At 33.6% G+C, this 26992-nt stretch carries 22 protein-coding genes, 1 other RNA gene and 1 pseudogene; 14 read left to right on the forward strand and 10 right to left on the reverse strand.

The window, feature by feature from the left end:
• Positions 1 to 297 (forward strand): annotated as a pseudogene (locus ITJ86_RS13965) (ATP-binding cassette domain-containing protein); the annotation flags it as partial.
• Positions 298 to 358: 61 nt separating this feature from the next.
• Here the strand turns inward: ITJ86_RS13965 and ITJ86_RS13970 are convergent.
• The 3 genes from ITJ86_RS13970 to katG form a co-directional block, all read right to left on the reverse strand.
• On the reverse strand, positions 359 to 1543 hold the full coding sequence (locus ITJ86_RS13970; RefSeq protein ID WP_195872273.1) for a carboxypeptidase-like regulatory domain-containing protein: 1185 nt from the start codon (positions 1541 to 1543) through the stop codon (positions 359 to 361).
• A gap of 185 nt (positions 1544 to 1728) precedes the next feature.
• Positions 1729 to 2205 (reverse strand): ankyrin repeat domain-containing protein, encoded by a 477-nt coding sequence (locus ITJ86_RS13975; protein WP_195872274.1) that lies wholly within the window; start codon positions 2203 to 2205, stop codon positions 1729 to 1731.
• Positions 2206 to 2275: 70 nt separating this feature from the next.
• Complete coding sequence (gene katG / locus ITJ86_RS13980; RefSeq protein WP_195872275.1) at positions 2276 to 4501, reverse strand: catalase/peroxidase HPI; 2226 nt, start codon at positions 4499 to 4501, stop codon at positions 2276 to 2278.
• Positions 4502 to 4712: 211 nt separating this feature from the next.
• Between katG and ITJ86_RS13985 the strand changes: the two genes are divergently transcribed.
• Positions 4713 to 4952, forward strand: coding sequence for a putative signal transducing protein (locus ITJ86_RS13985; RefSeq protein WP_195872276.1), 240 nt, complete (start codon positions 4713 to 4715; stop codon positions 4950 to 4952).
• 91 nt (positions 4953 to 5043) lie between these two features.
• Here the strand turns inward: ITJ86_RS13985 and ITJ86_RS13990 are convergent, their stop codons facing one another.
• Complete coding sequence (locus ITJ86_RS13990; protein ID WP_195872277.1) at positions 5044 to 6669, reverse strand: ABC-F family ATP-binding cassette domain-containing protein; 1626 nt, start codon at positions 6667 to 6669, stop codon at positions 5044 to 5046.
• Positions 6670 to 7019: 350 nt separating this feature from the next.
• Between ITJ86_RS13990 and ITJ86_RS13995 the strand changes: the two genes are divergently transcribed.
• On the forward strand, positions 7020 to 8486 hold the full coding sequence (locus ITJ86_RS13995; protein WP_195872278.1) for a TlpA family protein disulfide reductase: 1467 nt from the start codon (positions 7020 to 7022) through the stop codon (positions 8484 to 8486).
• A gap of 21 nt (positions 8487 to 8507) precedes the next feature.
• Here the strand turns inward: ITJ86_RS13995 and fsa are convergent, their stop codons facing one another.
• From fsa to ffs, 4 genes are all read right to left on the reverse strand, one after another.
• Positions 8508 to 9161, reverse strand: coding sequence for a fructose-6-phosphate aldolase (fsa, locus tag ITJ86_RS14000; RefSeq protein WP_195872279.1), 654 nt, complete (start codon positions 9159 to 9161; stop codon positions 8508 to 8510).
• Between the two features lie 101 nt (positions 9162 to 9262).
• Positions 9263 to 9676 (reverse strand): hypothetical protein, encoded by a 414-nt coding sequence (locus ITJ86_RS14005; protein WP_195872280.1) that lies wholly within the window; start codon positions 9674 to 9676, stop codon positions 9263 to 9265.
• Positions 9677 to 9722: 46 nt separating this feature from the next.
• Positions 9723 to 10526: an SDR family oxidoreductase gene (locus ITJ86_RS14010; protein ID WP_195872281.1), complete on the reverse strand. Its 804-nt coding sequence runs from the start codon at positions 10524 to 10526 to the stop codon at positions 9723 to 9725.
• 143 nt (positions 10527 to 10669) lie between these two features.
• Positions 10670 to 10768: signal recognition particle sRNA small type (ffs, locus tag ITJ86_RS14015), an RNA gene on the reverse strand.
• 99 nt (positions 10769 to 10867) lie between these two features.
• Here ffs and ITJ86_RS14020 point away from each other — a divergent pair.
• From ITJ86_RS14020 to ITJ86_RS14045, 6 genes are all read left to right on the forward strand, one after another.
• Positions 10868 to 11896, forward strand: a complete 1029-nt coding sequence (locus ITJ86_RS14020) for a glutaminyl-peptide cyclotransferase (protein WP_195872282.1) — start codon at positions 10868 to 10870, stop codon at positions 11894 to 11896.
• A gap of 64 nt (positions 11897 to 11960) precedes the next feature.
• A complete protein-coding gene (locus ITJ86_RS14025) occupies positions 11961 to 12350 on the forward strand; it encodes an acyl-CoA thioesterase (protein WP_195872283.1) in 390 nt (129 codons plus the stop codon).
• Positions 12351 to 12433: 83 nt separating this feature from the next.
• Entirely contained in the window at positions 12434 to 13198 is a 765-nt protein-coding gene (locus ITJ86_RS14030) for a hypothetical protein (RefSeq protein WP_195872284.1), read from the forward strand.
• 637 nt (positions 13199 to 13835) lie between these two features.
• Entirely contained in the window at positions 13836 to 15413 is a 1578-nt protein-coding gene (locus ITJ86_RS14035) for a right-handed parallel beta-helix repeat-containing protein (protein ID WP_195872285.1), read from the forward strand.
• A 21-nt stretch (positions 15414 to 15434) separates the two neighbouring features.
• Entirely contained in the window at positions 15435 to 16340 is a 906-nt protein-coding gene (locus ITJ86_RS14040) for an alpha/beta hydrolase (RefSeq protein ID WP_195872286.1), read from the forward strand.
• 72 nt (positions 16341 to 16412) lie between these two features.
• Positions 16413 to 17036, forward strand: a complete 624-nt coding sequence (locus tag ITJ86_RS14045) for a hypothetical protein (protein ID WP_195872287.1) — start codon at positions 16413 to 16415, stop codon at positions 17034 to 17036.
• Positions 17037 to 17128: 92 nt separating this feature from the next.
• On the opposite strand, the gene ITJ86_RS14050 is transcribed toward ITJ86_RS14045, so the two are convergent.
• Positions 17129 to 18400 (reverse strand): serine hydroxymethyltransferase, encoded by a 1272-nt coding sequence (locus ITJ86_RS14050; RefSeq protein ID WP_195872288.1) that lies wholly within the window; start codon positions 18398 to 18400, stop codon positions 17129 to 17131.
• A 109-nt stretch (positions 18401 to 18509) separates the two neighbouring features.
• Here ITJ86_RS14050 and fahA point away from each other — a divergent pair, with 109 nt between their 5' ends.
• Positions 18510 to 19802, forward strand: a complete 1293-nt coding sequence (gene fahA, locus ITJ86_RS14055) for a fumarylacetoacetase (protein ID WP_195872344.1) — start codon at positions 18510 to 18512, stop codon at positions 19800 to 19802.
• Positions 19803 to 20022: 220 nt separating this feature from the next.
• On the opposite strand, the gene ITJ86_RS14060 is transcribed toward fahA, so the two are convergent.
• The gene (locus ITJ86_RS14060) at positions 20023 to 21918 is read right to left on the reverse strand and encodes a M61 family metallopeptidase (RefSeq protein ID WP_195872289.1); all 1896 of its coding nucleotides are present in this window, start codon (positions 21916 to 21918) and stop codon (positions 20023 to 20025) included.
• Between the two features lie 81 nt (positions 21919 to 21999).
• Between ITJ86_RS14060 and ITJ86_RS14065 the strand changes: the two genes are divergently transcribed.
• From ITJ86_RS14065 to ITJ86_RS14080, 4 genes are all read left to right on the forward strand, one after another.
• Positions 22000 to 23007 (forward strand): glycosyltransferase family 2 protein, encoded by a 1008-nt coding sequence (locus ITJ86_RS14065; protein ID WP_195872290.1) that lies wholly within the window; start codon positions 22000 to 22002, stop codon positions 23005 to 23007.
• 304 nt (positions 23008 to 23311) lie between these two features.
• On the forward strand, positions 23312 to 25237 hold the full coding sequence (locus tag ITJ86_RS14070) for a BatA domain-containing protein (protein WP_195872291.1): 1926 nt from the start codon (positions 23312 to 23314) through the stop codon (positions 25235 to 25237).
• A gap of 170 nt (positions 25238 to 25407) precedes the next feature.
• Positions 25408 to 26667 carry a dihydroorotase gene (locus ITJ86_RS14075; protein ID WP_195872292.1) on the forward strand — a complete coding sequence of 420 codons (1260 nt, stop codon included), beginning with the start codon at positions 25408 to 25410 and terminating at the stop codon, positions 26665 to 26667.
• A complete protein-coding gene (locus tag ITJ86_RS14080; protein WP_195872293.1) occupies positions 26660 to 26992 on the forward strand; it encodes a hypothetical protein in 333 nt (110 codons plus the stop codon). The genes ITJ86_RS14075 and ITJ86_RS14080 overlap by 8 nt, the downstream gene beginning before the upstream one ends.

Below are 26992 nucleotides of genomic sequence, written 5' to 3' on the forward strand. Positions count from 1 at the left end.
TTAAATTTAAGTCAAGAAAAAAACACCTCGTTTCTTAAAGTATCACCAGCAACCCAACGTTTAATATTAATTGCAAGAGCGATGATTAAGCATCCGCCGTTGTTAATCTTAGACGAACCCTTAATTAATGTAAATGATAAAGGCAGAGCACTTATTTCGGCTTTAATCAACAAAATCGCCAAGGAAAGCGAAACCAGTATTTTGTTTGTGGCACATCGTGATGAGGCTAATATTCAACCTGATTTTACCTACGAGCTTCACCCCTCGCCTGATGGTTCTGTTGGTGTCAAGATTTAATAACAGCCTTTAATTAAAGAAAATAACAGTAGAGCCTGTACGTCGCTTTCTCATTTTAGTTTTACTTGTTCACCAACTCAAACTGCGTTTCAATAGGAATTCCAAAATTAGACTCTAATTCTTTAATACTCTTTTTAAAGTAATCTGTAGCTGGTGGCAAATTAACCGTGTTCCAAAAATGAGCGTTATACTTTACATCAACCTCTTCCATTTTTGTACGGTGCAGGTCGGTGTTTCCCACATCTATTTTCTTCTTGTCCATTTCTATACCTAAAACAATGACTTCGTTTCGTTTAGATAATTTAACGTCCTTGTCTGTAGTTTTTAGAAGACGCTTCTGCGCTTCTGTTAAATCCATATAACGCCTTGTATAATGATTGTGATAACTTAAATACAGTTTCCCGTCTTCATTTTTCTTGTAGATATAAACCACATTAGAGGCCTTGTTTCGTGTTTTATAGACTTTATAACTATCAATACCGATATAAAGCACAGGGTCTAAATAGTTTTTGCGTTTCTCAACCTGGTTCACACCTTGGATTATAACAATATCTTCTCCATCGTAAGACGTATCTCCAAGCTTTGTCCATTTGAAATCCTTAATAGAAATGCCGCGACGTAAAGGATCTATTCGTGTCATAAAATTCAGCGGATAGATTCTTCCCATATTAGCATCTTTAAACATTCTATAATCTGCAGACCTACGGCCTTCTAAAATGTCTATTCTACGAATATGGCTGCTTCTACTTGGACCGACATCTTTAATTTTAAGATAGTGTTCAATAAAAAATTTAGCCTTATCCTCTTCTACAGCAAAAAACCGATTTAGAATTTTTAATTCATGAACAGAACTTACCGTATTCTTTTTTAAGTTTTTAAAAGCAAGTTCTACGTATTGCTGAGGATTCATTATGTTAACTTCATCTAGCGATACGATGTCTTCTTTTAAAGTGATTACTTTTTCCTTTAACTCTAAAAATTCTTTAACGACTATCTTAGAGGTTAAAAAACCAATACTAGACACCTCTAAGGTATCTAATTCATGTTTTTTTGATAACTCTAAGTAAAAATGGCCGTCTTCATTAGTGGATGTTCCAATATATTTTGAAGTAATGCTAACAGCAGCATAAGGAATGCTTAATTCTGCTTCGTCTAAAACAACACCTTCAATTTTGAGCGTCTTGTTTTGCGATTGCACTGAAAAACTTAATAAAATAAAAATGATTAGTAATCGAATTGAATTCATGTAATAGTTTTTTGTTTTTTTGAATCATCACAATTTAACATAAAACTTTAGCACTATCGAAGGATGATTCAATTAATTACATAACCAAAACCGCATCACATGAATTTATCTGATACGGCAAGCAGTTCTATTTAGCTTTTATTTACTCAATTAGGACATATCGCGAAGCGTAGAAATAGAATTACCTACGCACTTAAAAGTCCCACGATTTCATCAAATTGTTTGTCCTTTGCATACGCTAAAGCGGTTTTGCCGACATTATCTGTTGTAGTCGTAATTGCTTTATGCTCTAAAAGTAATTTTACAATAGCAATTTTGTTGTACTGGGTCGCAAAACTTAAAGCGGTTGTGCCATCTTTATTAACAGCATTAATATCAGCTCCATTCGCCAACAGGGTCGTTGCTAAAGTCACATTACCTTTAAAACTAACTCCAATCAGTGCTGTATTGCCAGAAGCATCTTTTGCATTTATATCGGCATTATTTTCAATAAGAATTTGTGTCGCTTCCTCATTATTAAAATACGTCGCTAAAATTAGCGGCGTGAATCCACGAGCATCGTTCTCATTCACCAACTTTGGATTTACACTTAGCAATGCGTTCAACCGATCCGTATCTCCCATTGTGATGGCTTCAAAAAAAGCAGCCTTGTCATTTTTCATTTTCAATAAATTTTAAAATAAAAAGGAACGTACCTAAGTGCATTCCTTTTTATAGCAGGTGTGTTATAAATTAAATATCAAAACGATTTGCATTCATCACTTTGGTCCAAGCAGCAACAAAGTCTGTAACAAACTTCTCTTTACTATCATCTTGTGCATATAATTCAGAATAGGCACGTAAAATAGAATTAGAACCAAACACTAAATCTACACGTGTTGCTGTGTACTTCAGGTCACCTGTTTGACGGTTGGTGATATGATACGTACCGTCATCTTGAGATTTCCATTCGTAAATCATATCTGTAAGATTCACAAAGAAATCATTGGTTAAAGCCCCTTCATTTTCAGTAAATACTCCATGTTTAGTTCCACCATAATTGGTTCCTATGACACGCATACCTCCAACTAAAACGGTCATTTCCGCTGCGGTTAAGCCTAGTAATTGTGTACGATCTAGTAATAGTTCTTCCGGACTCACAACATACACTTGTTTCTGATAGTTTCTATACCCATCAGCATGTGGCTCCATAGATTCAAAAGATTCTACATCGGTCATTTCCTGCGTGGCATCACCTCTACCTGGTGTAAACGGAACAGTCACATTCATTCCTGCATTGTTAATGGCCTTTTCTACACCAACATTACCCGCTAATACAATGGTATCTGCAACACTAATCCCGAATTCAGTAGCAATAGGTTCTAAAACAGCTAACACCTTTTGTAATTGTGCTGGCTCATTGGCTTCCCATGCCTTTTGAGGTTCTAAACGAATACGCGCTCCATTGGTTCCTCCTCTTAAATCTGATCCTCTATACGTTCTTGCACTATCCCAAGCGGTAGCTACTAATTCTGATAGTGTTAAATCTGTACTTGCAATTTTAGCTTTTACAGCGTCAACATTATAATCGTCATTCCCTTTTGGAACAGGATCTTGCCAAATTAAATCTTCTTGTGGTACATCTGGTCCAAACCAACGGTCTTTTGGTCCCATATCACGATGCGTTAATTTAAACCAAGCACGCGCAAATGTATCAGAGAAATAATCGAAATCATTCATGAATTTTAATGAAATCTCTCTGTAGATAGGATCCATTTTCATGGCCATATCGGCGTCAGTCATCATTGGGTTGAGCCTTGTTGTTAAATCCTCAACATCTACGGGCTTATCCTCATCCTTAATACTAACTGGTTCCCACTGATCAGCTCCTGCAGGACTTTTTACAGATTCCCACTCATGGTTAAATAGCATTTCAAAAAAGCCGTTATCCCATTTAGTAGGATGCGTAGTCCAAGCTCCTTCTAAACCACTAGTAACAGTATATCTCCCCTTTCCCGATTTTGTAGGATTAGACCACCCTAAACCTTGTGCATCAACATCGGCACTCTCTGGGTCAGGCCCTAAAATATTGGCATCACCATTGCCGTGTGTTTTCCCAACGGTATGTCCACCAGCCGTTAGCGCCACCGTTTCTTCATCATTCATGGCCATACGCTTAAAGGTCTCACGAACTTGCAATGCCGTTTTTAATGGATCTTGTTTGCCATTAACTCCTTCTGGATTCACGTAAATTAATCCCATTTGTACCGCAGCTAATGGATTTTCCATGGTATCTGGACTATCAACATCACTGTAGCGCTCATCACTTGGTGCTAACCATTCTTTTTCGGCTCCCCAATACACATCTTTTTCTGGGTGCCATATATCTTCACGTCCAAAAGCAAAGCCGTAGGTTTTTAATCCCATGTCTTCGTAAGCAATAGTTCCGGCAAGAATTATTAAATCGGCCCAACTGACTTTATTACCATATTTTTTCTTGATAGGCCACAATAAACGTCTCGCCTTGTCTAAACTCACATTATCTGGCCAAGAATTTAAAGGAGCAAAACGTTGGTTTCCGGTGCCTCCACCTCCACGTCCATCAGCTAATCTATAAGATCCTGCCGCATGCCATGCCATTCTAATCATTAAGCCACCATAATGTCCCCAGTCTGCAGGCCACCAATCTTGTGAATCGGTCATAAACGCATGAAGATCTTTTTTCAGCGCTTCAACATCTAATTTTTTTAATTCTTCTTGATAATCAAAATCAGCTCCTAAAGGATTCGTTTTGGTATCGTGTTGATGTAAAATATCTAAGTTAAGGGTGTTTGGCCACCAATCGGTCACTGACTTTTCTGTAGTTGTAATGGCGCCCTGCATAAAAGGACATTTACCAGAACCCGAACCGCCATGCGGATTTAATTCTTCGTTCTCTGCGTGTATTGAATCCGCAGAATTATGAGCTGAGTTTTCCATATTTTATAAATTGTTACTGTTTTCTTTCGGTAAAAATAGAATATAATGATATTCTGATTGAAAATACCATATTTTATTATCAAATGTTTTAATAGCCTAAAACTATTGTTTGAATAAAAGCGATAGACTACACCAATAATATTGTGAAGTTTTTTAGACTTTATATCAATAAATTTTCGTAACTTTTCTTAGAAATTTAAAACTAATAATTATGAGCACTACAGAATATACCAAAGTTTATTTCGGAAATTTTATTTTAGTTACTCGTGTAAAGGATGAGTTGGAAGCAGCAGGGATTGTTCCTATTATAAAAGACGAAGGTGAATCTCAGCGATTAGCCGGTTATGCCTCTATGAATCAAGGATATCAAGACCTCTATGTTCATAATGATGAATTGGATAAGGCCATGCTCATTGTGAATAGAGTTAAAGGAGAAATGGAGGCGTCATAACTTATATGGACGCCACAAAGCACTTAAAACAAAAAAAAGCTGATCATTTTAAAAATCAGCTTTTTTTATGTCTTAAGACTATCAATGCGTTTTATGCCGTAACACCATACATCTTTTCGCGTTGCTCTTTTATCTTTTTATCACTCATATACTCATCAAAGGTCATATAACGATCAATAACTCCATTTGGAGTCAACTCTATAATTCTGTTACCAACAGTTTGTGCAAACTCATGATCGTGTGTGGTTAACATTATGGTGCCTTTAAAGTTTTTGAGCGAATTATTAAACGCTGTAATACTCTCTAAATCTAAGTGGTTGGTGGGTTCGTCTAACATTAAAACGTTAGCTCTAATCATCATCATTCGGCTAAGCATACAACGTACTTTTTCACCACCAGATAACACATCAGATGTTTTTAAAGCCTCTTCACCACTAAAAATCATTTTACCAAGGAACCCTCTAATATTTACTTCTTCGCGCTCCTCTTCCGTTTGCGCCCATTGACGTAACCAATCGACAAGTGTTAATTTATTATTGAAAAACTCGCTATTGTCTAAAGGTAAATACGATTGTGTTGTGGTTACTCCCCAATCAAACTTACCTGCATCTGCTTGTTCATTACCATTCAATATTTGATAAAATGCCGTTGTAGCTCTAGAGTCTTTAGAGTACACCACTACTTTATCTCCTTTATTTAAATTAATGTCAATATTCTTGAATAAAACCTCACCTTCTAAACTCGCTGTTAATCCATCTACATTTAATATCTGGTCTCCAGCTTCACGATCGCGTTCAAAAATAATAGCAGGATAACGACGACTAGAACGTTTAATTTCAGAGATGTTTAATTTATCAATCATTTTCTTTCTACTCGTTGCTTGCTTAGATTTTGCAACGTTGGCAGAGAAACGACGAATAAAGTCTTCTAATTCTTTCTTCTTTTCTTCGGCTTTTTTATTCTGCTGTGCGTGTTGTCTTGCAGCTAATTGAGACGACTCGTACCAAAAGGTATAGTTCCCTGAGAAATGGTTAATTTTTCCAAAGTCAATATCAGAAATATGTGTACAAACCGAGTCTAAAAAGTGTCTATCGTGAGATACTACAATGACACAATTTTCATAATTCGCTAAGAAATTTTCTAACCAAGAAATAGTTTCGTAATCTAAGTCGTTAGTAGGCTCATCCATAATTAGCAAATCTGGATTCCCAAATAACGCTTGCGCTAATAACACACGGACTTTTTGCTTACCGTCTAAATCTTTCATTAAGGAGTAATGTAAATCTTCCTTAATTCCTAAGTTAGATAACACAGCTGCTGCATCGCTATCTGCATTCCAGCCATTCATTTCTTCAAATTGCACTTGAAGTTCTCCTATCTTTTCTGCATTTTCATCTGTATAATCAGCATAAAGCGCATCAATTTGAGATTTCAATTTATATAAAGGTTTATTCCCTTTCAAAATGGTGTCTAAAACGGTGTCTTCATCATGCTTGTTGTGATTTTGCTCTAAAACAGACATACGTTTGCCTGGCTCTAAATGCACACTTCCAGATGTTGGATCCATTTTACCGGCAATAATCTTTAAAAATGTAGATTTTCCGGCACCATTGGCACCAATTATTCCATAACAATTACCGTTATTAAATGTGGTGCTTACTTCATCAAAAAGGACGCGTTTTCCAAACTGAACTGAAAGATTAGAAACTGATAACATAGCTTAAAATTTTAATCTGTTAACCTTATATATTACAAGGTGATTTTTTGAGAATGCAAAAGTAGAAAATTAAACACAAACTCAGCTATCTGTACGTGTATATGAATCTTAAAAAACACTTAAAAATTTCGATTAACCAATGTTTCTAAATAGATTTAGCATTCTTTAGGCTTAAAACATAAACTAAATTGATTTTTATCAACGCTATAGAAGACCATTATTCCGCAATCACATCTAGTTTACAGCCTTCAAATTGTAATAAAAATCTGTATAACAAGATTTAACGAGGTATTAACAACAGATGCGCAATGCTTCATATACTTTTGTAATATCAAACTAATAATTAAAACATGCTAACACAACGTATAGTGCTTTCTTTTGCTTTACTGTTTACTGCTTTTGGGTGTCAGTTCAAAGGTGAGAACGTTAATAATTATGCGTATTTAGGTGGTGAAATTATTAATCCCAAAAATAAAAGTGTTGTTATTTACAACACTAAAGGTCAAATTTTAGATTCTATAACTTTAGATGCGAATAATCGCTTTATCTACAAAATAGATAATTTGAATCCTGGACTACATTCTATTACACATGGTGGTGAATACCAAATGTTATTATTAGAGCCTTCGGACAGTATTATGTTTCGATTAAACACATACGATTTTGATGAGTCATTAGTGTTTACAGGAGATGGGGCGAGAAAAAATAATTACCTCATAAAAAGTTATTTAACTACCGAAAAAGAAGCAAAAAAGCTGGTCGCCTATTCTAAGATGGAACCTGAAGACTTTAATGCTTTTATTGAAAAAAGACGATTAAAACAATTAGATGAGTTTAATACATTTTTAACTCGTAATGAAAATGAATCAGAATTTTTTAAGTCTATAATTGAAGCCAATATCAATTACAATTCTTATGCTGATAAAGAAATTTATCCATTTGCTTATTTTGGAAATAACAAATTGATTCATATTAAGGATTTGCCTGAAGATTTCTTTGCTCACAGAAAACATATCAATTATAATTCAAGTCACCTCAGTCGTTTCTTTGCTTATAATCGATTTTTATTTTCGCACATTGATAATTTAGCTACTCACGAATATTATAAAAATCATCCGTTTCACAGTAAGTTTGACAGACATGCGATGGATTACAATAAGTCTAAATTAGATTTAATTGATAGCATTATTTCAGATCCAATCATTAAAAATAATTTACTAAAATACAAAGCACGAGAATACATAAGCTACAATCACACAGAGGATGAAGCCAATGAATTACTCAATCATTACTTAGAAAAAAGCACTAACGAGGAAGATAAATTATACATGAATGACTTGGTGTCTTCATTGAAGTTATTGCGCCAAGGTAATCCGTTGCCAAATATTACTATTGTAAATTATAATGACACAGAACATCATATTAATTCAATAATTACCAAACCTACAATTATATATTTTTGGTCTTCTAATTCTAAGTTGCAGTACAGAAATAGCCATTATATGGTAGATAAGTTGAAAATGCACTTCCCTCAGACCGATTTTATTTCAATTAACGTTAATGATAATACAGACAAATATTGGAAAAAAATTATTGACAATTACAACTATCCAACAATTAACGAATTTAAGTTCAAAAACTCGAAAGAAGCTCGTAAAATATTAGCCGTTAACTACTTAAACAAGTGTATTATTGTTGACGAAAACGGAATTATTTTGCATCCTAATGCGAATATCTTCAACTCTAATTTTATAGAAACACTTGAAGACTTATTACAACAAAAGCATCTTATTGTTAAACAAGATGCTCCGCTTTAATCTACAAAAGAAATTTAGTTTTTAATTTCCTTTCTTATAATCTGCTAAGAATTTTTCTAAACCACTATCTGTTAATGGGTGTTTTAGTAATCCTGTGATAGAACTTAAAGGTCCTGTCATAACATCTGCACCTAATTTAGCACAGTCAATAACATGCATTGTATGACGTACAGACGCCGCTAATATTTGTGTATCAAAAGCATAGTTATCATAGATATGACGAATCTCTGCAATAAGGTTTAAACCATCTGTAGAAATATCATCTAAACGACCAATAAAAGGAGATACGTACGTTGCACCTGCTTTAGCCGCCAATAATGCTTGACCTGGTGAAAATACTAACGTCACATTAGTTTTAATTCCACGATCCGAAAAGTACTTACAAGCCTTCACGCCATCTTTAATCATAGGCAACTTAATTACAATTTGATCGTGTAATTCTGCCAAAGCCTCACCTTCTCTAACCATACCTTCAAAATCGGTAGAAATAACTTCTGCTGAAACATCACCTTCTACTATATTACAGATAGCCACATAGTGCTTCATAATATTATCAGTTCCTGTAATGCCTTCTTTAGCCATTAATGATGGGTTTGTAGTTACACCATCTAAAATACCCATATCTTGAGCATCTTTAATCTGCTCTAGGTTTGCTGTATCGATAAAAAATTTCATAAAAACTTATTTTGAATTGTTGTGTTTTTGATTATCGCGAATTTACGACTTTAAGCCTCATTTAACAGAATGAGTTTTCAGAATATATTAACAATAAGTAGCTAATTGATAATTATTGTAAACTCTTTAGAATCAGAATACGCACACATGGAATCTTCGTAGCGCTCAGTATCGTAATCATAATACTCTGGTGGATCAATATATAAGTAAATCTTAAATGTAAAGGTTCCCGAAGCAATTGGCATACCTTCTATTGATAGTGTTCTAAAATCCACGAACATTTGTAATCCATCTGGCAAATCTCCGTAGATTTCATAAGTATAGCCGTAAGCATCATCGTTTGGTTCATTTTTTATTTCTGAAGTAAATTCCTCATAATAATAGTTGTTAACATAACCAACTTCAAAAGATGTATTTGGTATTTCTGGTCTTTTATTAATGATACACTCTATAATATCTGAGCATCCAAAACATAAAAAGCAACATGCAAGAGAAAGTATTTTTATAAGTTTCATTGTGGTTGATTTGTAGTTTCACACCTCAAATAACGTACCATAAAGACTACAACTTATAATGATTCATTAATAATTTCTCATAAACCGCATCTGGAAGAATGCGCTTTAATACAATAGAGAATTTCTGCATAAAGGCGCCAACCTTATAATGAATTTTAGGGTTTTTAGTTTGAATGATTTTATAGATGGCGTCTGCCATTTGTTTTGGGTCACTGCCACTATCCACATGCTCGTCCATCATACTTAACGTATTTCCATACGTAGCTTTATAAGGAGAGTCTTCTAAAACCGGAGCGTGATAACGACCAGCGGCAATATTAGTTGCAAAATCGCCAGGAGCCACATTAGTCATATTAATATTAAAGCCTTTCAATTCCATTCTGAAGGCTTCCGTTATTAACTCCAGAGCTCCTTTACTTGCACTGTAAACACCTCTATATGGTAAACCCATATAACCAGCAATAGAGGTGACATTAATAATTAATCCTGAATTCTGCTGACGCATCGTAGGCAAAACAGCCTTTATGACATTAATTGGCCCAAAAAGATTGGTTTCAAAATTGCGTTTTATTTCTACATCAGGAATTTCTTCAATAGGACCTGTAATACCAGCACCTGCATTATTTAGAAGGACATCGATTTTAGATTCGTGGGTTAAAACTTCATTTACACACGTGGAAATTGTTTCTGGTTTAGTAACATCTAAAGCAACAATTGGAAATTTACTATCTGGATAGTTTTTAGGATTTCTACTCGTGCCATAAACCTTAAATCCTTTAGCTTGAAGAAATTCACCAACAGACTTCCCTATTCCTGAAGAACCACCTGTTATTAATACAACTTTAGACATACTGAATTATTAATTTCAAATTGCAAAATACAAATTCAAAAATTACTATACTATTTAAAGAGTTCTCAACCGTCGTTGAGCTATTTTTAAACTAAAAAATCTTGATTCGCCAAGGCTTTCAAGATTTGAGTTTATTGTACAAAAAAAGGCAAGCTACCTACATCACACCGCTACGACCGTTTACCTTTGCTGCGTTCCCGCCCTGGAGGATTCAACAGGAGCTGGTTGTGTAGGACTTGCCAGGTGCAAAGATACAATCTTTTAATACTTTCACAATAATTATATACAGATTTTTAAACTGAATTTTATTTAATAACTTGCTAAAAATAATAACAGTCATCATGCACATTTCTAAACATTTCATTCTCTTAGCATTAAGCTTATTTTTATCTAATTGTGGTGACACAAATGCCTCAAAACTTTCGAGCTTATCCATAAAAACACCAGCAAAATCTTTAATGCTTGGTGATACGTTGACGCTTTCTATCAACAATCCTAAAAATTATAAGGTGACTAACGTTAGTTTTCAATTAAATGGGAAACCTATTGAAGTTGTAAGTGTTTTAAATGAAATTACTTTAGGTCAAAAAGAAATCACAGCAACAGTTAGTTTAGGTGACAATACAGAAACCTTAACAAAGTCTATTCAAGTTTTTAATAATATTATTCCTTCGTATTACAAATACGAGGTTATTAACACCTATCCTCACGACATTACATCATATACGCAAGGTTTAGAGTTCTACAATGGAGAATTATACGAAAGCACAGGTCAAAAAGGAGAATCTAAGCTTAGAAAAGTGAATTTTGAAACTGGTGAAGTATTAAAAAACATCAATTTAGAAGATCAGTATTTTGGTGAAGGTTTAACTATTCTAAACGATAAAGCCTATCAATTAACATGGCAAGCTAAAAGAGGATTTGTTTATGATGTTAATACCTTTGAAAAATTAAGCACCTTTAATTATGGAACGAGTAAAGAAGGTTGGGGAATTTGTAACGATGGAGAAACACTTTACAAATCTGATGGAACTGAAAAAATCTATTTATTAAATCCGGAAAACTTAAACGAAAAAAGCCACATTGAAGTCTATACCGAAAAGGGTAAAATCCCGAATTTGAATGAAATGGAATGGATTAACGGTAAAATTTTCGCCAACATATACCAACGTAATGGTGTTGTTATTATTAACCCAAAAACAGGAGGTGTTGAAGGTGTTATTGATTTTAAACCATTAAGAAAACTGGTAACCCAACATCCTGAATTAGATGTACTAAACGGTATTGCGTATCACCCAGAACGTGAAACTATTTTTGTAACAGGAAAAAATTGGGATAAGCTTTTTGAAGTTAAGATAATGAAACAATAGAGTACTGTAGTAATTTACTATTCAAAAAGTAACAAACACTAAACACATTAAGTAAAAACACATTTTGCAAGTATTCGAAAAAACCATAATAGTTTCTGAAGACGACATAGACGATCTTAACCACGTTAATAATGTACGTTATGTGCAATGGGTTCAAGATATTGCTAAAGACCATTGGCTGGCTTATGCTACAAAACCTATTTTAGAAACTTACTCATGGTTTTTAGTGAATCATTTTATAGAATACAAAAGTCCTGCACTACTTGGAGACAAATTAATATTAAAAACCTTCGTTCCTTTAGTTGAAGGAGTTTCCACAACCAGACATGTTGAAATTTTTAATGCAGAGACCAAAAAATTACTAGTAAAATCGAAAGCAAAATGGTGTTTAATAGACAACAACACGCAACGACCAACTCGCATTATTCCTGAAATTGCTGAGCTTTTTAATTAACATTTCTTTAGGTTAAAGTTTAATTAAAAGCCCATTTTGTTTCAGTTTAATCTGCTTACTTTATCGCATCAATCAACCAAAGCATGCGAAAAATTACTGTTCTTACCCTTCTTTTAAGTTTCCCGTGTATTTACTTTGCCCAAACACTAAACGGAAAAGTTTACGACGCTAAAGGCAGTGTTAAAAACATAAAAGTTTTTAATGAAACACAAAAAAGTATTACATTAACCAATACTGATGGTGATTTTAGTATTAATGCAAAAGTGAACGACACCATATCGTTTCAATCTTTATTTTATCACCCTAAAGCTGTAGCATTAAAAGATTTTCATTTTGAGGGCACAGCCGTTTTTGAACTCGAAGAAATATTAACAGAGCTTAATGAAGTTGAAGTAAAAGCAGAACCTGAGCAACCTGTTTTTAATGAAGAAACCTATAATATTGAACTCAAAAACATCATTCAGGAGGATATTAAAAATAATCCTCAAAAATATGCACCAATTGGAAACAACCAAGGCATAGATTTCGTTTACCTCGCTCGTAAACTTTTTGATTTACTAAAGTCTAAAAAGCCAAAAAAGATTGAAGAACGTGAAATAACGTATGAAAACTTTGCTAAACTCATTGAAACTAGTTCCTTTTTTAATAGTCAACTACTAACTAATGACCTTAAGATACCTGAAAAGCATAAGTACCTATTTTTAGAGTTTTGTGCTGCAAAACAACTCAACCTATCCTTATTAAAAGAAGAAAATAAAATGCAATTATTGGAAGAACTGGTTTTAAACAGTCAACTCTTTTTAATTTTATTAGAACAATATGGTGAAGAGCCTGTGACTAAAGATTAATTTCTGTTATTCCAACTATTCTTCAATACCCTGTGATTTTAGTGTTTTTAAATAGATGCCTGCCTTCGCAGGCAGGACAAACCCAAATCTCATGTTAATCTGTTAATCGAAAATAAAATAACAGCCACATCGTGGCGATATATTAATAACTAACAACTCAAAACGGTAACCTAACACCACATCGTGGCGATATATTAATAACCAATAATCCAAAACAGTAACTCAATAGCCACAGCGTGGCGATATATTAATAACTAAAAACCTAACACGGTAACCATAGCTCCAGAGGAGCGACATTAACTAATAGACATATCATTTATTAACTAAAACTGTCAACAACACAAATTACACTAGAACCTTTCTATCATAGCGCAACTTTTACAGAGTTCACAAACCACACGTAATTTATCATCTATTTATACTAAAATCTAACTTCAAAAGTTATATTTTTATACCCAATGAATTTTAAAGTTTTGGATGGTAAATTTGAATTATAGTTTCTTTAGATGAAAGAGAAAATTTTGGGCATAACATTAGTTATGGCACTAAATTTTATTGAAGTATAAAGAGAATATAAACGAATTTAACCCATCATTTTGAAGTTTATTTGCTATTACCTTAATTATATTTATTACTTATGAAGCGATTGCTATCATTTTTTCTTTGTTTTGGAATCTTACTAATTTGGAGTTCTTGTCGTAATGATTTTGAATTTACACCAAGCAAAGGCAATCTTGGTTTTGCCAAGGACACCATTTACTTAGATACCGTTTTTACTAATGTTGGCTCTAGCACCTACAACCTAAAAGTTTATAATCGTAGTGATGATGATATTGTAATTCCGACCATACAACTCGAAAAAGGTGTGAACTCACGATACAGAATGAATATTGATGGTACCACAGGATTAGAAGGTGCTCAAGAAGGTAAGTTTTTTGAAGATGTTGAGTTGCTAGCAAAAGATAGTTTGTTCATTTTTATTGAAACGACCATTGATATTTCAACCTTAGGAGGTCTCGAAAATCAATTTTTGTATACCGATAAAATTCTATTCGATTCTGGAAATGATCAACAAGACGTCGATGTAGTCACCTTAGTTAAAGATGCCGTTTTTATATATCCAAATAAAGATGAAGACACAGGGATTATTGAAACCCTAAGCTTCGATGTCGATGGAGATGGCACACCTGATGAAACCACATTACAAGGTCGTTTTCTAGAAGATGATGAACTAACCTTTACTAATGAAAAACCATATGTTATTTATGGTTACGCTGGAGTTGGCGCAGGTAAAACCTTAACTATAGAAGCTGGTGCGAGAGTTCATTTTCATGCAGAATCTGGACTAATGGTGACCAACAATGCCTCGTTAACTATAAACGGACAACTCAGTACAGATCAAGAGGCTCTAGAAAACGAAGTCATTTTAGAAGGTGACCGTTTAGAACCACTTTACGAAGATATTCCTGGGCAATGGGGAACAATTTGGTTATTTAACGGAAGTGAAAACAATACAATTAATTATGCCACCATTAAAAATGCGACCATTGGAGTGTTGTCTGAAGGCGATCAAGATGCACCAAACGATAAATTAACCATTAGGAATTCGCAAATTTATAATGTTAGTAGTTTTGGAATATTAGGACGAGCAACCTCTATAAAAGCAGAAAACGTAGTGATTAATAACGCTGGACAATCCTCTTTTGCCGGAACATTTGGTGGAAAGTACAATTTTACACATTGTACAATTGCTAACTATTGGAATAATAGTTTTAGGCAATTCCCTGCCCTACTTTTAAATGATTTTATTGTAGACGAAAACAATGCAGTTTTTACGAACAGTTTAACCGAAGCTAATTTTAATAACTGTATTATTTACGGTAATGATAATCCGGAATTTTTATTAGAAAACGAAGGTGAAGTTTTTAATTATAAATTCACAAATTGCTTATTACGATTCGATAATAACAATCTTCAAGGCAATGGGAATTATGTTTTTGATGATGATACCTTTTATGTCGACAACGAATTTAATCAGTCACCAGATTTTGAAAACCCATTCGAAAATATGATGCGAATTGGTGAAAATTCTGACGCAAACGGCATCGGAAACTCGTCTTTTGCATCTCAAGTTCCTAATGATATTTTAGGCGAAAGCAGAACGGCTTTACCAGACGCTGGCGCATACCAAAGTATTGTATTTGAAGAAGATTAATATGCTAACCAAGAACACAAGGTGAAATTCCTAAAACGTATACTATTAGTTGTCTTGATTCTTGGGCTATTAGTGACACATTTTTTTGTACCTCGACTTATTTCAGAAATTAGAAATCCTGTTGTTAGTTTAATAAAACGAAATAAAAACATAAACGTCGACGTTACTTCAAATTCGGATTCAAAATTAAACCAAAAAGAATTTTTATTTAGCTCTTTTGATGGTCTTAAATTATCGGCACGATTAACGTATTCTAGTTCAAATACAACAAAAAGAACCGTTATTTTGTTACATGGCATCCGTGCTAATAAAGAGCAATTTAAAAATGTAATTGATTTTCTATCTGAAAACGGTTTTAACTCAGTAGCCTTAGATTCTAGAGCTCACGGAAAAAGTGAAGGCAATTTTTGTTCCTTTGGTGTTAATGAGAAAAAAGACGTTAAAACTTTAATTGATTATTTATCTCAACATGAAAACCTGAATCATTTTGGAGTTTGGGGCCAATCTTTAGGTGGTGCAATAGGGTTGCAAGCCATGGGTTACGACCAAAGAATTAAATTCGGAATTATAGAAAGTGCATTTTCAGATTTTAGAACTATAGTAAACGATTATTTTGACCTTCATGCTGGCTTTAGCTACACACCTTTTTCTAATTATTTGGTTAATAGAGCAGGTACAATTGCAGAATTCGACTCAAACGATGCCAAACCAATTGCGTATTGCGAGCAAATAAATCAGCCTATTTTAATTGTTCATGGTAATAAAGATGAACGCATAAACATAAAATACGCGAGAGCTAATTTTTCAAAAATTCCGAGTGCTAAAAAAGAGTTTATTGAAATTGATACTGCTAATCATTCTAATGTGTGGAAAGTTGGAGGCGATGCCTATTTTAAACGTGTCCTTAAGTTTATGAACGCGCAGTAAAGTTTGCACATTTTAGTGCGTTTTCAACACTTATGGAGTAATTATTGTGGAATATTATGAAAACAAACTATTATGAAGCACTTCCAACTAAAAATTTCTATAATAAGCATCCTGTTTGCTCTTATTTCTAATAGTATATACTCACAAAACAAAGCTTTAGAACTCGCAAATGCACTTTTAATTAGTAACCTAAATAGCGACTGTAATTGCCACAATACTATAAATACTAATCAACCTTTTTTTGAAGGCAAAGTGATCTTAAAAGACAGTTCGGTGTACAAAGGGAATATAAGCATCAATCAACCTTTTGAAAATAAAATGTTTACAATTTTAAAAATTGATAACACTTATAATCCTCTTGAAAACGACCTCATTAAAGAAGTTCATTTAACACATACTGAAGAAGAAACCCCGAAAAAAACCAAGTATATAAATTTAAATAGTGATGAACGATTATATAGATTAATCTATAAAAATGACGATTTAGTAAGTGCTTATGACGCTTCTAATGAACCATTTGATAAGTCTTTAATTGGCCGAATATTTATTAAAGAAAATAAGACGCTTACAGACACTTGGAACTTTTGGTCTTCTGGACCAAAGAAAGATGTCATAAATTATATAAACGACAGAGATGATACAAACTATAAGCGACGCGATTTTGAATCTCTAAACGACTTATTTGCAAAATTATGATAAATTAAAAAAGCCTTTCAAACTTCATTGAAAGGCTTATACTTTTTAGGACTGACAGGTTTCAAAAACCTGTTAGGTTTATTTTATATTATTTAGTTAAATAACTTACGTCCACCCATTAAAGCATTCACTTTTTCAGCAATACCAGCTAAAGCCGTTTCATTTTCATGATTCGTAAGTACTTCATCTACTAAATCTACAATGTAAGGCATATCGCTTTCTTTTAAACCTCTTGTTGTTACTGCTGCAGTTCCAATTCTAATTCCAGACGTTACAAACGGAGATTCTGTATCAAAAGGCACCATGTTTTTGTTCACAGTAATATCTGCTTTTACTAAAGCGTTTTCAGCATCTTTACCTGTAATGTTTTTATTTCTAAGGTCAATTAACATCATGTGGTTATCTGTTCCACCAGAAATTAAGTTATAATCTTTAGCCACAAACGCTTTTGCCATAGCATTTGCATTGTGTTTTACTTGTAACATATAGTGCATAAAATCATCTGTTAATGCTTCACCAAAAGCAATCGCTTTAGCAGCAATGATGTGTTCTAATGGTCCACCTTGATTTCCTGGGAAAACAGCAGAATCTAATAAACCAGACATTTTACGAAGTTTACCACTCTTTAAGGTAATTCCGAATGGGTTTTCAATATTTTCACCCATCATAATCATTCCACCTCTTGGTCCTCTTAACGTTTTGTGCGTGGTTGTTGTAACCACATGGCAATGTGGCATTGGGTCATTAAGAATTCCTTTTGCAATTAATCCTGCAGGATGTGAAATATCTGCTAATAAAACAGCACCAACACTGTCGGCAACTTCTCTAAACTTAGCAAAATCTATATCTCTAGAATATGCAGAGGCACCAGCAATAATTAGTTTTGGTTTTTCTTTTTGAGCCTGATCAGCTAACATATCGTAATCAATATAACCAGTATCTTTCTTTACACCATAAAATGTAGGACGATATAATTTACCCGAAAAATTCACAGGAGAACCATGTGTTAAATGGCCACCATGAGACAAATCGAAACCTAATATAGTATCACCAGGATTTAAGCATGCATGAAAAGCTGCTGTGTTGGCCTGACTTCCAGAATGTGGTTGTACGTTAACATATGCAGCACCAAATAAGGTTTTGGCACGATCTATAGCTATTTGTTCAACTTCATCTACGACCTCGCAACCACCATAATAGCGTTTACCAGGATAACCTTCGGCATATTTATTTGTGAGTACAGATCCTGCAGCTTCCATAACTTGGTCGCTTACAAAATTCTCTGATGCTATCAATTCTATACCATCGATCTGGCGTTCTTTTTCGGCTTTAATTAATTCAAATATTTGTTCGTCGCGTTGCATAAATAATGTTTTGTTAAATCAATACAAAAATACTAAATACATTAGTTTAAATATCAAAAATTATGTAGGTTTGAATGAATTTAATGAACAATTAATCAACAATAACTCTATGCCATTATCCGCTAACAATCCAGATCGTACCTCATGGTTACATGTCGGTAAAAATTCAGATTTTCCAATTCAAAACATTCCTTTTGGTGTTTTCTTAACCAGAGACGACATTATAACCATTGGAACCAGGATTGGTGATACTGCTATTGATCTTGGTGCTTTGCATCAGTTAGGCTATTTTGAAGGGATTCCGTTAACAGACGATATTTTTCTTCAAGATACATTGAACGATTTTATTGCAGATGGCAGAAAAACATGGCGTTTGGTTAGAAACCGAATCGCTGAGATATTTGATGCTGAGAATGAGGCTTTAAAAAACAACAATCCACATAAAGAAACCATTTTATTTCGTTTAGATGAGATTGAAATGCAATTACCTATTCAAGTTGGTGATTATACAGATTTCTACGCAAGTAAGGAACATGCGACTAATGTTGGAACCATGTTCAGAGATCCAGATAATGCATTAATGCCAAATTGGGTTCATATGCCAGTTGGTTATCATGGTCGTAGTTCTTCTATAATTCCCTCTGGAATTCCTATTCATCGTCCACAAGGACAAACCTTACCTGCAGATGCAGACACTCCTATTTTTGGTCCTTCTAAATTAGTTGATTTTGAATTAGAAATGGCTTTTATTACAACAGATGCTAATGATTTAGGAGAGCCAATTCCTATTGAAGAATCTGAAGAATACATCTTTGGTTTGGTGTTGTTTAATGATTGGTCTGCTCGAGATATTCAGAAGTGGGAATACGTACCATTAGGCCCATTTTTAGGAAAAAGTTTTGCGTCATCAATGTCGCCTTGGATTGTAACCTTAGATGCTTTAGAGCCGTTTAGAACTGAAAGCCCTAAGCAAAATCCAAAGCCTTTAGAGTATTTACAAACTAAAGGCAAAAAGAGTTTTGATATTAACTTAGAAGTTGGAATTCAACCAAAAGGAGGAAAAGAAACTACGGTTTGTAAATCTAACTTTAAATATATGTACTGGAACATGGCGCAACAATTAGCGCATCATACGGTTAATGGTTGTCCGGTAAATGCAGGAGATATGATGGGTAGTGGTACAATATCAGGTCCAACACCAGATTCGTTCGGATCTATGTTAGAGTTGAGTTGGAAAGGCACAAAACCAGTAAAAATGAAAGATGGTACAGAGCGTAAATTCATCAATGATAACGATACCGTTATTATGAGAGGTTACTGCCAAAATGATGATATTAGAATTGGTTTCGGACAGGTAAAAACACAATTATTACCAATATTCAATCCAAAGAAAAAGAAGTAAAACCCTAAAGTTAAGAACTTTAAGTTTTATATAAAAAAGAAGACTGTGGTTTTAATACTGCAGTCTTCTTTTTATGTTTCAAAGTAACAATTAAAATCCCGAATTATAACATTTCCTTTAATTCAGAACACAAAAAAACCAGAGTATAATATAGCTCTGGTTTTATTTATTTATATATAGAATAATCAACCTATTTCAAGTTGATTTAAGTTTTAAGCAATTATCCTTTTAGCCAAGCTGCTCTGATGTTTTTCTGAGCTGCAGTAGCATTCTCATCTGCTACAATAGCATCAGCAAGTGCAGTTGCTTTGGTTAAAGTTGCTTTTATGGTTATTGGCTTACCATCGCGTTCCAATTCCATAGTGATTTCATCACCTACCTTCCAAGCAAACATACCTTCAATAGTTACTTGCGCATTTGCTAAAGTTAAATCTGTACCATTTACTTTTTTAATAATATCGCCAGCCTTAACACCTTGAGACTTCCAAAATGAATTCGCTTCTGCTAAAGACGAAAAGAAAATAAGACCTCTTTCTCGGTCTGCATCAAAAATAATATTTTGTCCACCAGCAAAAATATAATTGGTTTCCAATTCAGTTTTCCCATTTTTTATACCAACCATGGCAAAAAATTCATCGTAATTAATTGGTAAATCACCTTCAACATGTGTTCTTAAGAAATCACCTATACTTGGATAAGTCATTTCTGTGATTTCAGCAATTAGCTGATCATCTTCAAATGGTTTTTCCTTACCATATTTTGCAGACAATTCTTTCATTAATGATAACAAACTTCTATTGCCATCACTTTCTTTTCGCATTAAAATATCCATACACATGCCTATAAGTGCACCTTTCATATATACATTATAATACTGTGATGCATAAGGCTCATCTAAAACGTTTTCACTCATAATGGTAAAGCTCATGGCATCATCAAAACGTTGCGTAGATACATCAATATACGACTTCATGGTATTGTAAAAAACAGTGTCATCCGTTAAACCTTCATACACTTGAAAATGTTGTGCGAAATATTCTGTGACACCTTCGTACATCCATAAATGCTTAGAAAATGTTGGTGTGTTGTAATCAAAATAATGTACATCTTCAGAATGCACAGACAAAGGAGTTACAATATGAAAAAACTCATGTGCCACCACATCTATCATAGAAGCCTTAAGTGCTTCTAAGCTACTATTTTCATCAAATACAACCACTGTAGACGTATGATGTTCTAAAGCACCATAGCCTTTTGGAGACGTTTCATCACCTCTAGACAAATACAAATAGATATCATAACGCGGAGTTGCATTAACATCTCCTAAATAGCTTTTCTGTGCTTCCATCATTTTAAAAACTGTCTCTTTTAAACTCTCTGCAGTATGCTTTCCTGTAGGAGAATATACACTTAAAACAATTTTAATATCACCAACCATAAATTCTTCAACATCTAAATCGCCATACATCATAGGATTATCTGTAATATCAAAATAACGTTGCGCAAAATAACTGCTTGTAATAGCTGTGCCATCTGCACTCGATTTGGTGCCCTTATTTTCTAAAGCAGAGGTCCTTTTAAAAGTTGCCGGAGCCGTAACATCTACAGCATATTGATTGTTTTTTAATGAATCAAAATAACCGATAAAACCATGAAGGTTTAATACAAAATTGTCCTCTTCAATGTTCGTTCCTGCTGGAGAAAAAGGTTCTTCACCTCCTATTCCACCACTCGTTTCTGTATCGAAAGTATCGTTAACGTAATACTCAATTTTATCCAAATCTTTAGCATCAGCAATTGTCCATGTATTGGTATCCACTTTAGTGGCGCTTAATTCATTTCCGTCGTAGTCGATGGCTTTAAAATCGTCAATATACTTTCCAAAATCACTAACAGAATACGTTCCTTGCACTACTCTTGGCAATCTATAAGTTACTGTTTCTGAAGTAAAACGACCAGGATTAATGGTCACTGGCACTCTATCGTTATTAACTGCTGTTAAATCTAAAGCTGTTTCAATTGGGTTGCTAACAGCCAAATCATCAACAGTTGGTTTTGCAGATCCACAACCAACTAAAACGATACTCAAGCCAAGAATGGCTAAATAATTCTTCATGTTTTAAGTTTTATTTTTTTAGACAGACAAATCTACTATCTGTTACCGTTAAAAACCTAAAGGTTTTGTTAAATTCGCAACATGTCACAACCATTAGTTAGCATTTTAGTCCCTTTTAAAAACACAGAAGCGTTTATTGCAGATTGTTTGGACTCCATTTTGAAACAATCCTACTCCAACTGGGAAGCTATTTTTGTCGATGATAATTCGGATGACAATTCTTTTGAAATCCTTAAAACGTATTCTGAAAAAGAGGCTGGAATAAGCGTTTATAAAAATGATAGCTCAGGAATTATAGAAGCCTTAAAAACAGCCTACAAACATAGTTCTGGGAATTATATTACAAGAATGGATAGTGATGATTTAATGACTCCTATCCGACTGGAAACCATGGTTACAAATCTCGAAAAATATGGCAAGAAACATTTAGCTGTCGGACAGGTAAACTACTTCAGAGCCGATGGTTTAAGCGATGGTTTTGCACGCTATGAGCAATGGCTAAATTCGCTTACGGTTTCAGGAAACAACTATTCTGAAATATATAAAGAATGCGTTATTCCGTCGCCTTGTTGGATGTTACATCGTGAAGATTTTGATGCTTGTGGAGGTTTTAATTCAGACATTTATCCTGAAGATTACGATTTAGCATTTCGGTTTTATAAAGCCAATTATACGTGCATTCCGTGTGATAAAGTTTTGCTTCATTGGCGAGATTACAACAGCAGAACCTCTAGAACTCATGAGCATTACGCAGAGAATTCTTTTTTAGATCTTAAAGTACACTATTTTTTAGAGTTGAATTATGATGCAACGCGACCATTAGCAATTTGGGGAGCTGGGTCCAAAGGCAAAACTTTAGCAAAGCTGTTGTTAAAAGAAAACATACCGTTTTACTGGATTTGCGATAACCCAAAGAAAATAGGCAAGCATATTTACGATCAAGAACTTTTTAATTTTGATTATTTAGCAGAACTTCAACAGCCTCAAAGTATCGTTACTGTAGCGAATACAAAAGCGCAGAAAGAGATTACACAGTATTTTGAAACCAAAAATATGCAAGCCATGATTGATTATTTCTTTTTCTGTTAAAATTCTCAGAAGCTGAATGAGCAAATCTCTTTGTATTCTATATATTTGAAGTATTAAGACCTTTCAGGCTTTTAAACATATGAATGAATAATTATGAAGATTATTATCAATTGGCTGATATTACACCCTTAAAGTCCCCTCAAGGGAACAATTAATAAAAAAATCTTTTAGATTTTTTTATTCGCAACAGTGAGAATGTCCCCTTGAGGGGACTTTAGGGGTGTTATCTGGGTTGATACTTTTCTCAAAAATAACATCTAAATACTAGTGTCAAAAAACCTAATAAATTTAATAAAAACAACGAATGCAGTTTAAAAATCCCGAATTACTTTACGCACTATTTTTGCTGGTCATTCCTATTCTTATCCATTTATTTCAGCTACGTCGTTTTCAAAAAGTAGAATTTACCAATGTTAAGTTTTTAAAATCAGTAAAACTTCAAACACGTAAGAGTTCGCAGCTTAAAAAATGGATTACCTTATTAACCCGAATGTTACTTTTAGCATGCGTTATCATTGCATTTGCACAACCTTTTATTCCCAATACTGAAGAATTTAACGCATCTCAAGAAACTGTAATTTACCTTGACAACTCCTTTAGTATGGAAGCTAAAGGTAGCAATGGCACATTATTAAATGAAGCGATTCAAGATATTATTAATACGTTGCCTGAAGACGAAACCATCAGTTTATTTACAAACGATGAAAGCTATAGAAACACAACCGTTAAAGCTTTAAAAAATGACTTAATTCAATTATCACATTCGCCAAATCAACTCAGTTATGATGCTGTTTATTTAAAGGGAAAACAATTGTTTTCAAATATAGGTGCTGCGACTCGTAATTTGGTTTTGGTATCCGATTTTCAACAAAAAGGAAATCCACTTACTTTTGAAGTTGATAGTACGTTTCAACTCAAATTGGTACAACCAAAATCTACAATAGCAACAAATATTTGTATTGACAGCCTTTATACAACCAACATCACTGGCGAAACCATTGACCTTAATGTAAAACTATCTAACGTTGCCGAGCCTATTGATAATGTTTCTATTTCCTTGTTTAATAACGACATTCTACTCACTAAAAGTGCCGTGGATATTAATAAAGAAGCCGAAACAACATTTACAATTGCCAATAATAAAGTGATTAATGGAAAACTAGTGATTGATGATGCTGGTTTACAGTATGACAATGTGTTTTATTTTAATATTAATGCGAAACCAAAAATTAAGGTTTTAGCAATTAATGAACGTACTGATGATTCTTTCTTAAAACGTATTTACACAGAAGATGAATTCGATTATAAAAGCTTTGAGTTAACTGCTCTTAATTTTAAGTTAATTCCGGAGCAAAATTTAATTGTGCTAAATGAACTCGAAACCATCTCAAACGCATTAAAAACAGCGTTAATTGCATTTAAAAATGACGGAGGAAAGATTTTGATTATCCCTTCTAATACTATTGCCTTAAATTCTTATAATCAACTGCTTAAAGACTTATCAATTACCACATTTAGCAATCAAAACACATCTGAAAAACGACTAACAAGCATCAACTACAACCATCCGCTTTTAGCAAATGCATTTTACTCTAAAGTGACTAATTTTCAATATCCTAAAGTTAAACAATCGTATCGTTTTTCTTCAAACTCTAATGCTGTTTTATCTTATGAAGATGGCACACCATTTTTAATTGGAGACACTAATTCCTACGCATTTTCTTCAGCTTTAAATTCTGAAAATTCAAACTTTAAAAACTCACAATTAATTATTCCTGTGTTATATAACATGGGTTTACAGAGTTTAAAACTGTCTAAATTATACTATACAATTGGACAACCGAATTCAATTGCGATTCAAACATCAATTGGTCAAGATGATATATTAACGTTAGAATCAGATGAAACTTCAGTGATACCTCTTCAAAAAACATACAGCAAATCTGTGATTTTAGAAACCGAAGAGTATCCTAATACTGCTGGAATTCTAAAGGTTAAAAACAAAGAGCAGGTACTTCAAAATTTAAGTTTCAATTACAATAGATCTGAAAGCAATCTCAGTTATTATGATTTAAGTCCTTTAAATAATGTGACCGTAGATTCTAGTTTAGCAACAACTATAAATACTATAAAAAGTAATACAACTATTAATGCGTTATGGAAATGGTTTGTTATTTTTGCATTAGTATTTTTAATAGTAGAAATGCTACTTTTGAAATATTTGAAGTAAGTATTTCTGAATTTAAAAAGTTATTAAGTTAATGCGCTATTTAGGCGTCCTAAATAGCTTAAACTAGTAAAAAAGTTATTAGATTATGTAGTTGTTTCGTCTGAATCAGAAAATAACTTAATGCCACAATAACGCAAAAACAAATAACCGTAACAAATATTAAGAACCTAATGAACGCACTCATAAAATCTGCAACCATCGTTGATTCTAAAAGTGATTTTCACAATGAAACGGTTGATATTTTAATTGAAAAAGGTCGTATTTCTAAGATCGCTAAACGCATAACCAATCCTAGAAATTATAAAGAAATACAGTTAGACAACCTGCATGTTTCTCAAGGTTGGTTTGACAGTAGCGTGTCTTTTGGCGAACCAGGTTACGAAGAACGCGAAACCATTAGCAATGGTTTAAAGACCGCAGCTAATTCTGGCTTTACTTCTGTAGCATTAAATGCAAATTCTAATCCTGTAATAGATTCTTATGCAGATATTACTTTTGTAAAATCTAAGGCTAATGATAATGCCGTTAGCCTCTATCCTATTGGTGCCTTAACTCAAATGAGTAATGGCGAAGATTTAGCAGAATTATTTGATATGAGAAATGCAGGAGCCGTTGCATTTTACGACTACCAAAAACCAATGTCTAACCCTAACCTTATGAAAATTGCCTTGCAATACGCAAGTAATTTTGATGGTTTGGTGTGTTCATTTCCTCAGGAATCTCGAATTTCTAGAAATGGTGTCGCTAACGAACATGTAAATAGTACCAAATTAGGATTGAAAGGAAATCCGGCTTTAGCTGAAGAACTACAAGTTGCCAGAGATTTATTTTTATTAGAATATACGGAAGGTAAACTTCATATTCCAACAATTTCGACGGCTAAATCTGTTGAATTAATTAGAGCTGCAAAAGCTAAAAAACTGAATGTTTCCTGTAGTGTTGCGATTCACAATCTAGTATTTACCGATGCTGTTTTACACGAATTTGACACGAATTTTAAAGTGCTTCCTCCATTGCGAACGCAAACGGATTGCGATGCTTTAATTGAAGGACTAAAAGATGGAACTATAGACATGGTTACCACGGACCATAATCCTATTGATATAGAATACAAAAAAATTGAATTCGATTATGCTAAATATGGAAGCATTGGGTTAGAATCTGCTTTTGGAGCTTTACAAAATAGCTTTACTACCAAGAAAACGATTAGTCTTTTAACCCAAGGAAAATCTAGATTCAACATAACTGAACATTCCATAAACGAAGGAGAAATTGCTGATTTAACGCTTTTCAATCCGGATGAGACCTATGACTTGACGATTGATAAAATTTCGTCACGTTCTAAGAATAGTATGTTTTTAGGGCAGCAATTAAAAGGTAAATCTTATGGCGTCATTGCCAACAATAAAATGGTTTTAAATAATGAATAATACTACAGTTGAAGCAGGAAAAACAATGGCAGTAGTCGCTTACCTCACTTTGTTTGGTACGCTTATCGCCTTTTATATGAATAAGGATAAACGCAATCCATTCACCGCTTTTCACACAAGACAAGCATTAGGATTAGGGTTTCTATATGTTCTATTAGGTTTTGTGACTAGTTATTTTAACAGCTGGATGATTACTTACTCGTTTTGGATATTCTTTTCTGTGCTCTATGTCTATGGCATATTCGGAGCAATTACTGGGAAACTTAATAATATTCCTTTACTCGGAGACTATTTTCAAAACTTTTTTAAATCAATAGGCCAATAA

It is taken from the genome of Winogradskyella marina, from assembly GCF_015645385.1.
Lineage (GTDB): Bacteria > Bacteroidota > Bacteroidia > Flavobacteriales > Flavobacteriaceae > Winogradskyella > Winogradskyella marina.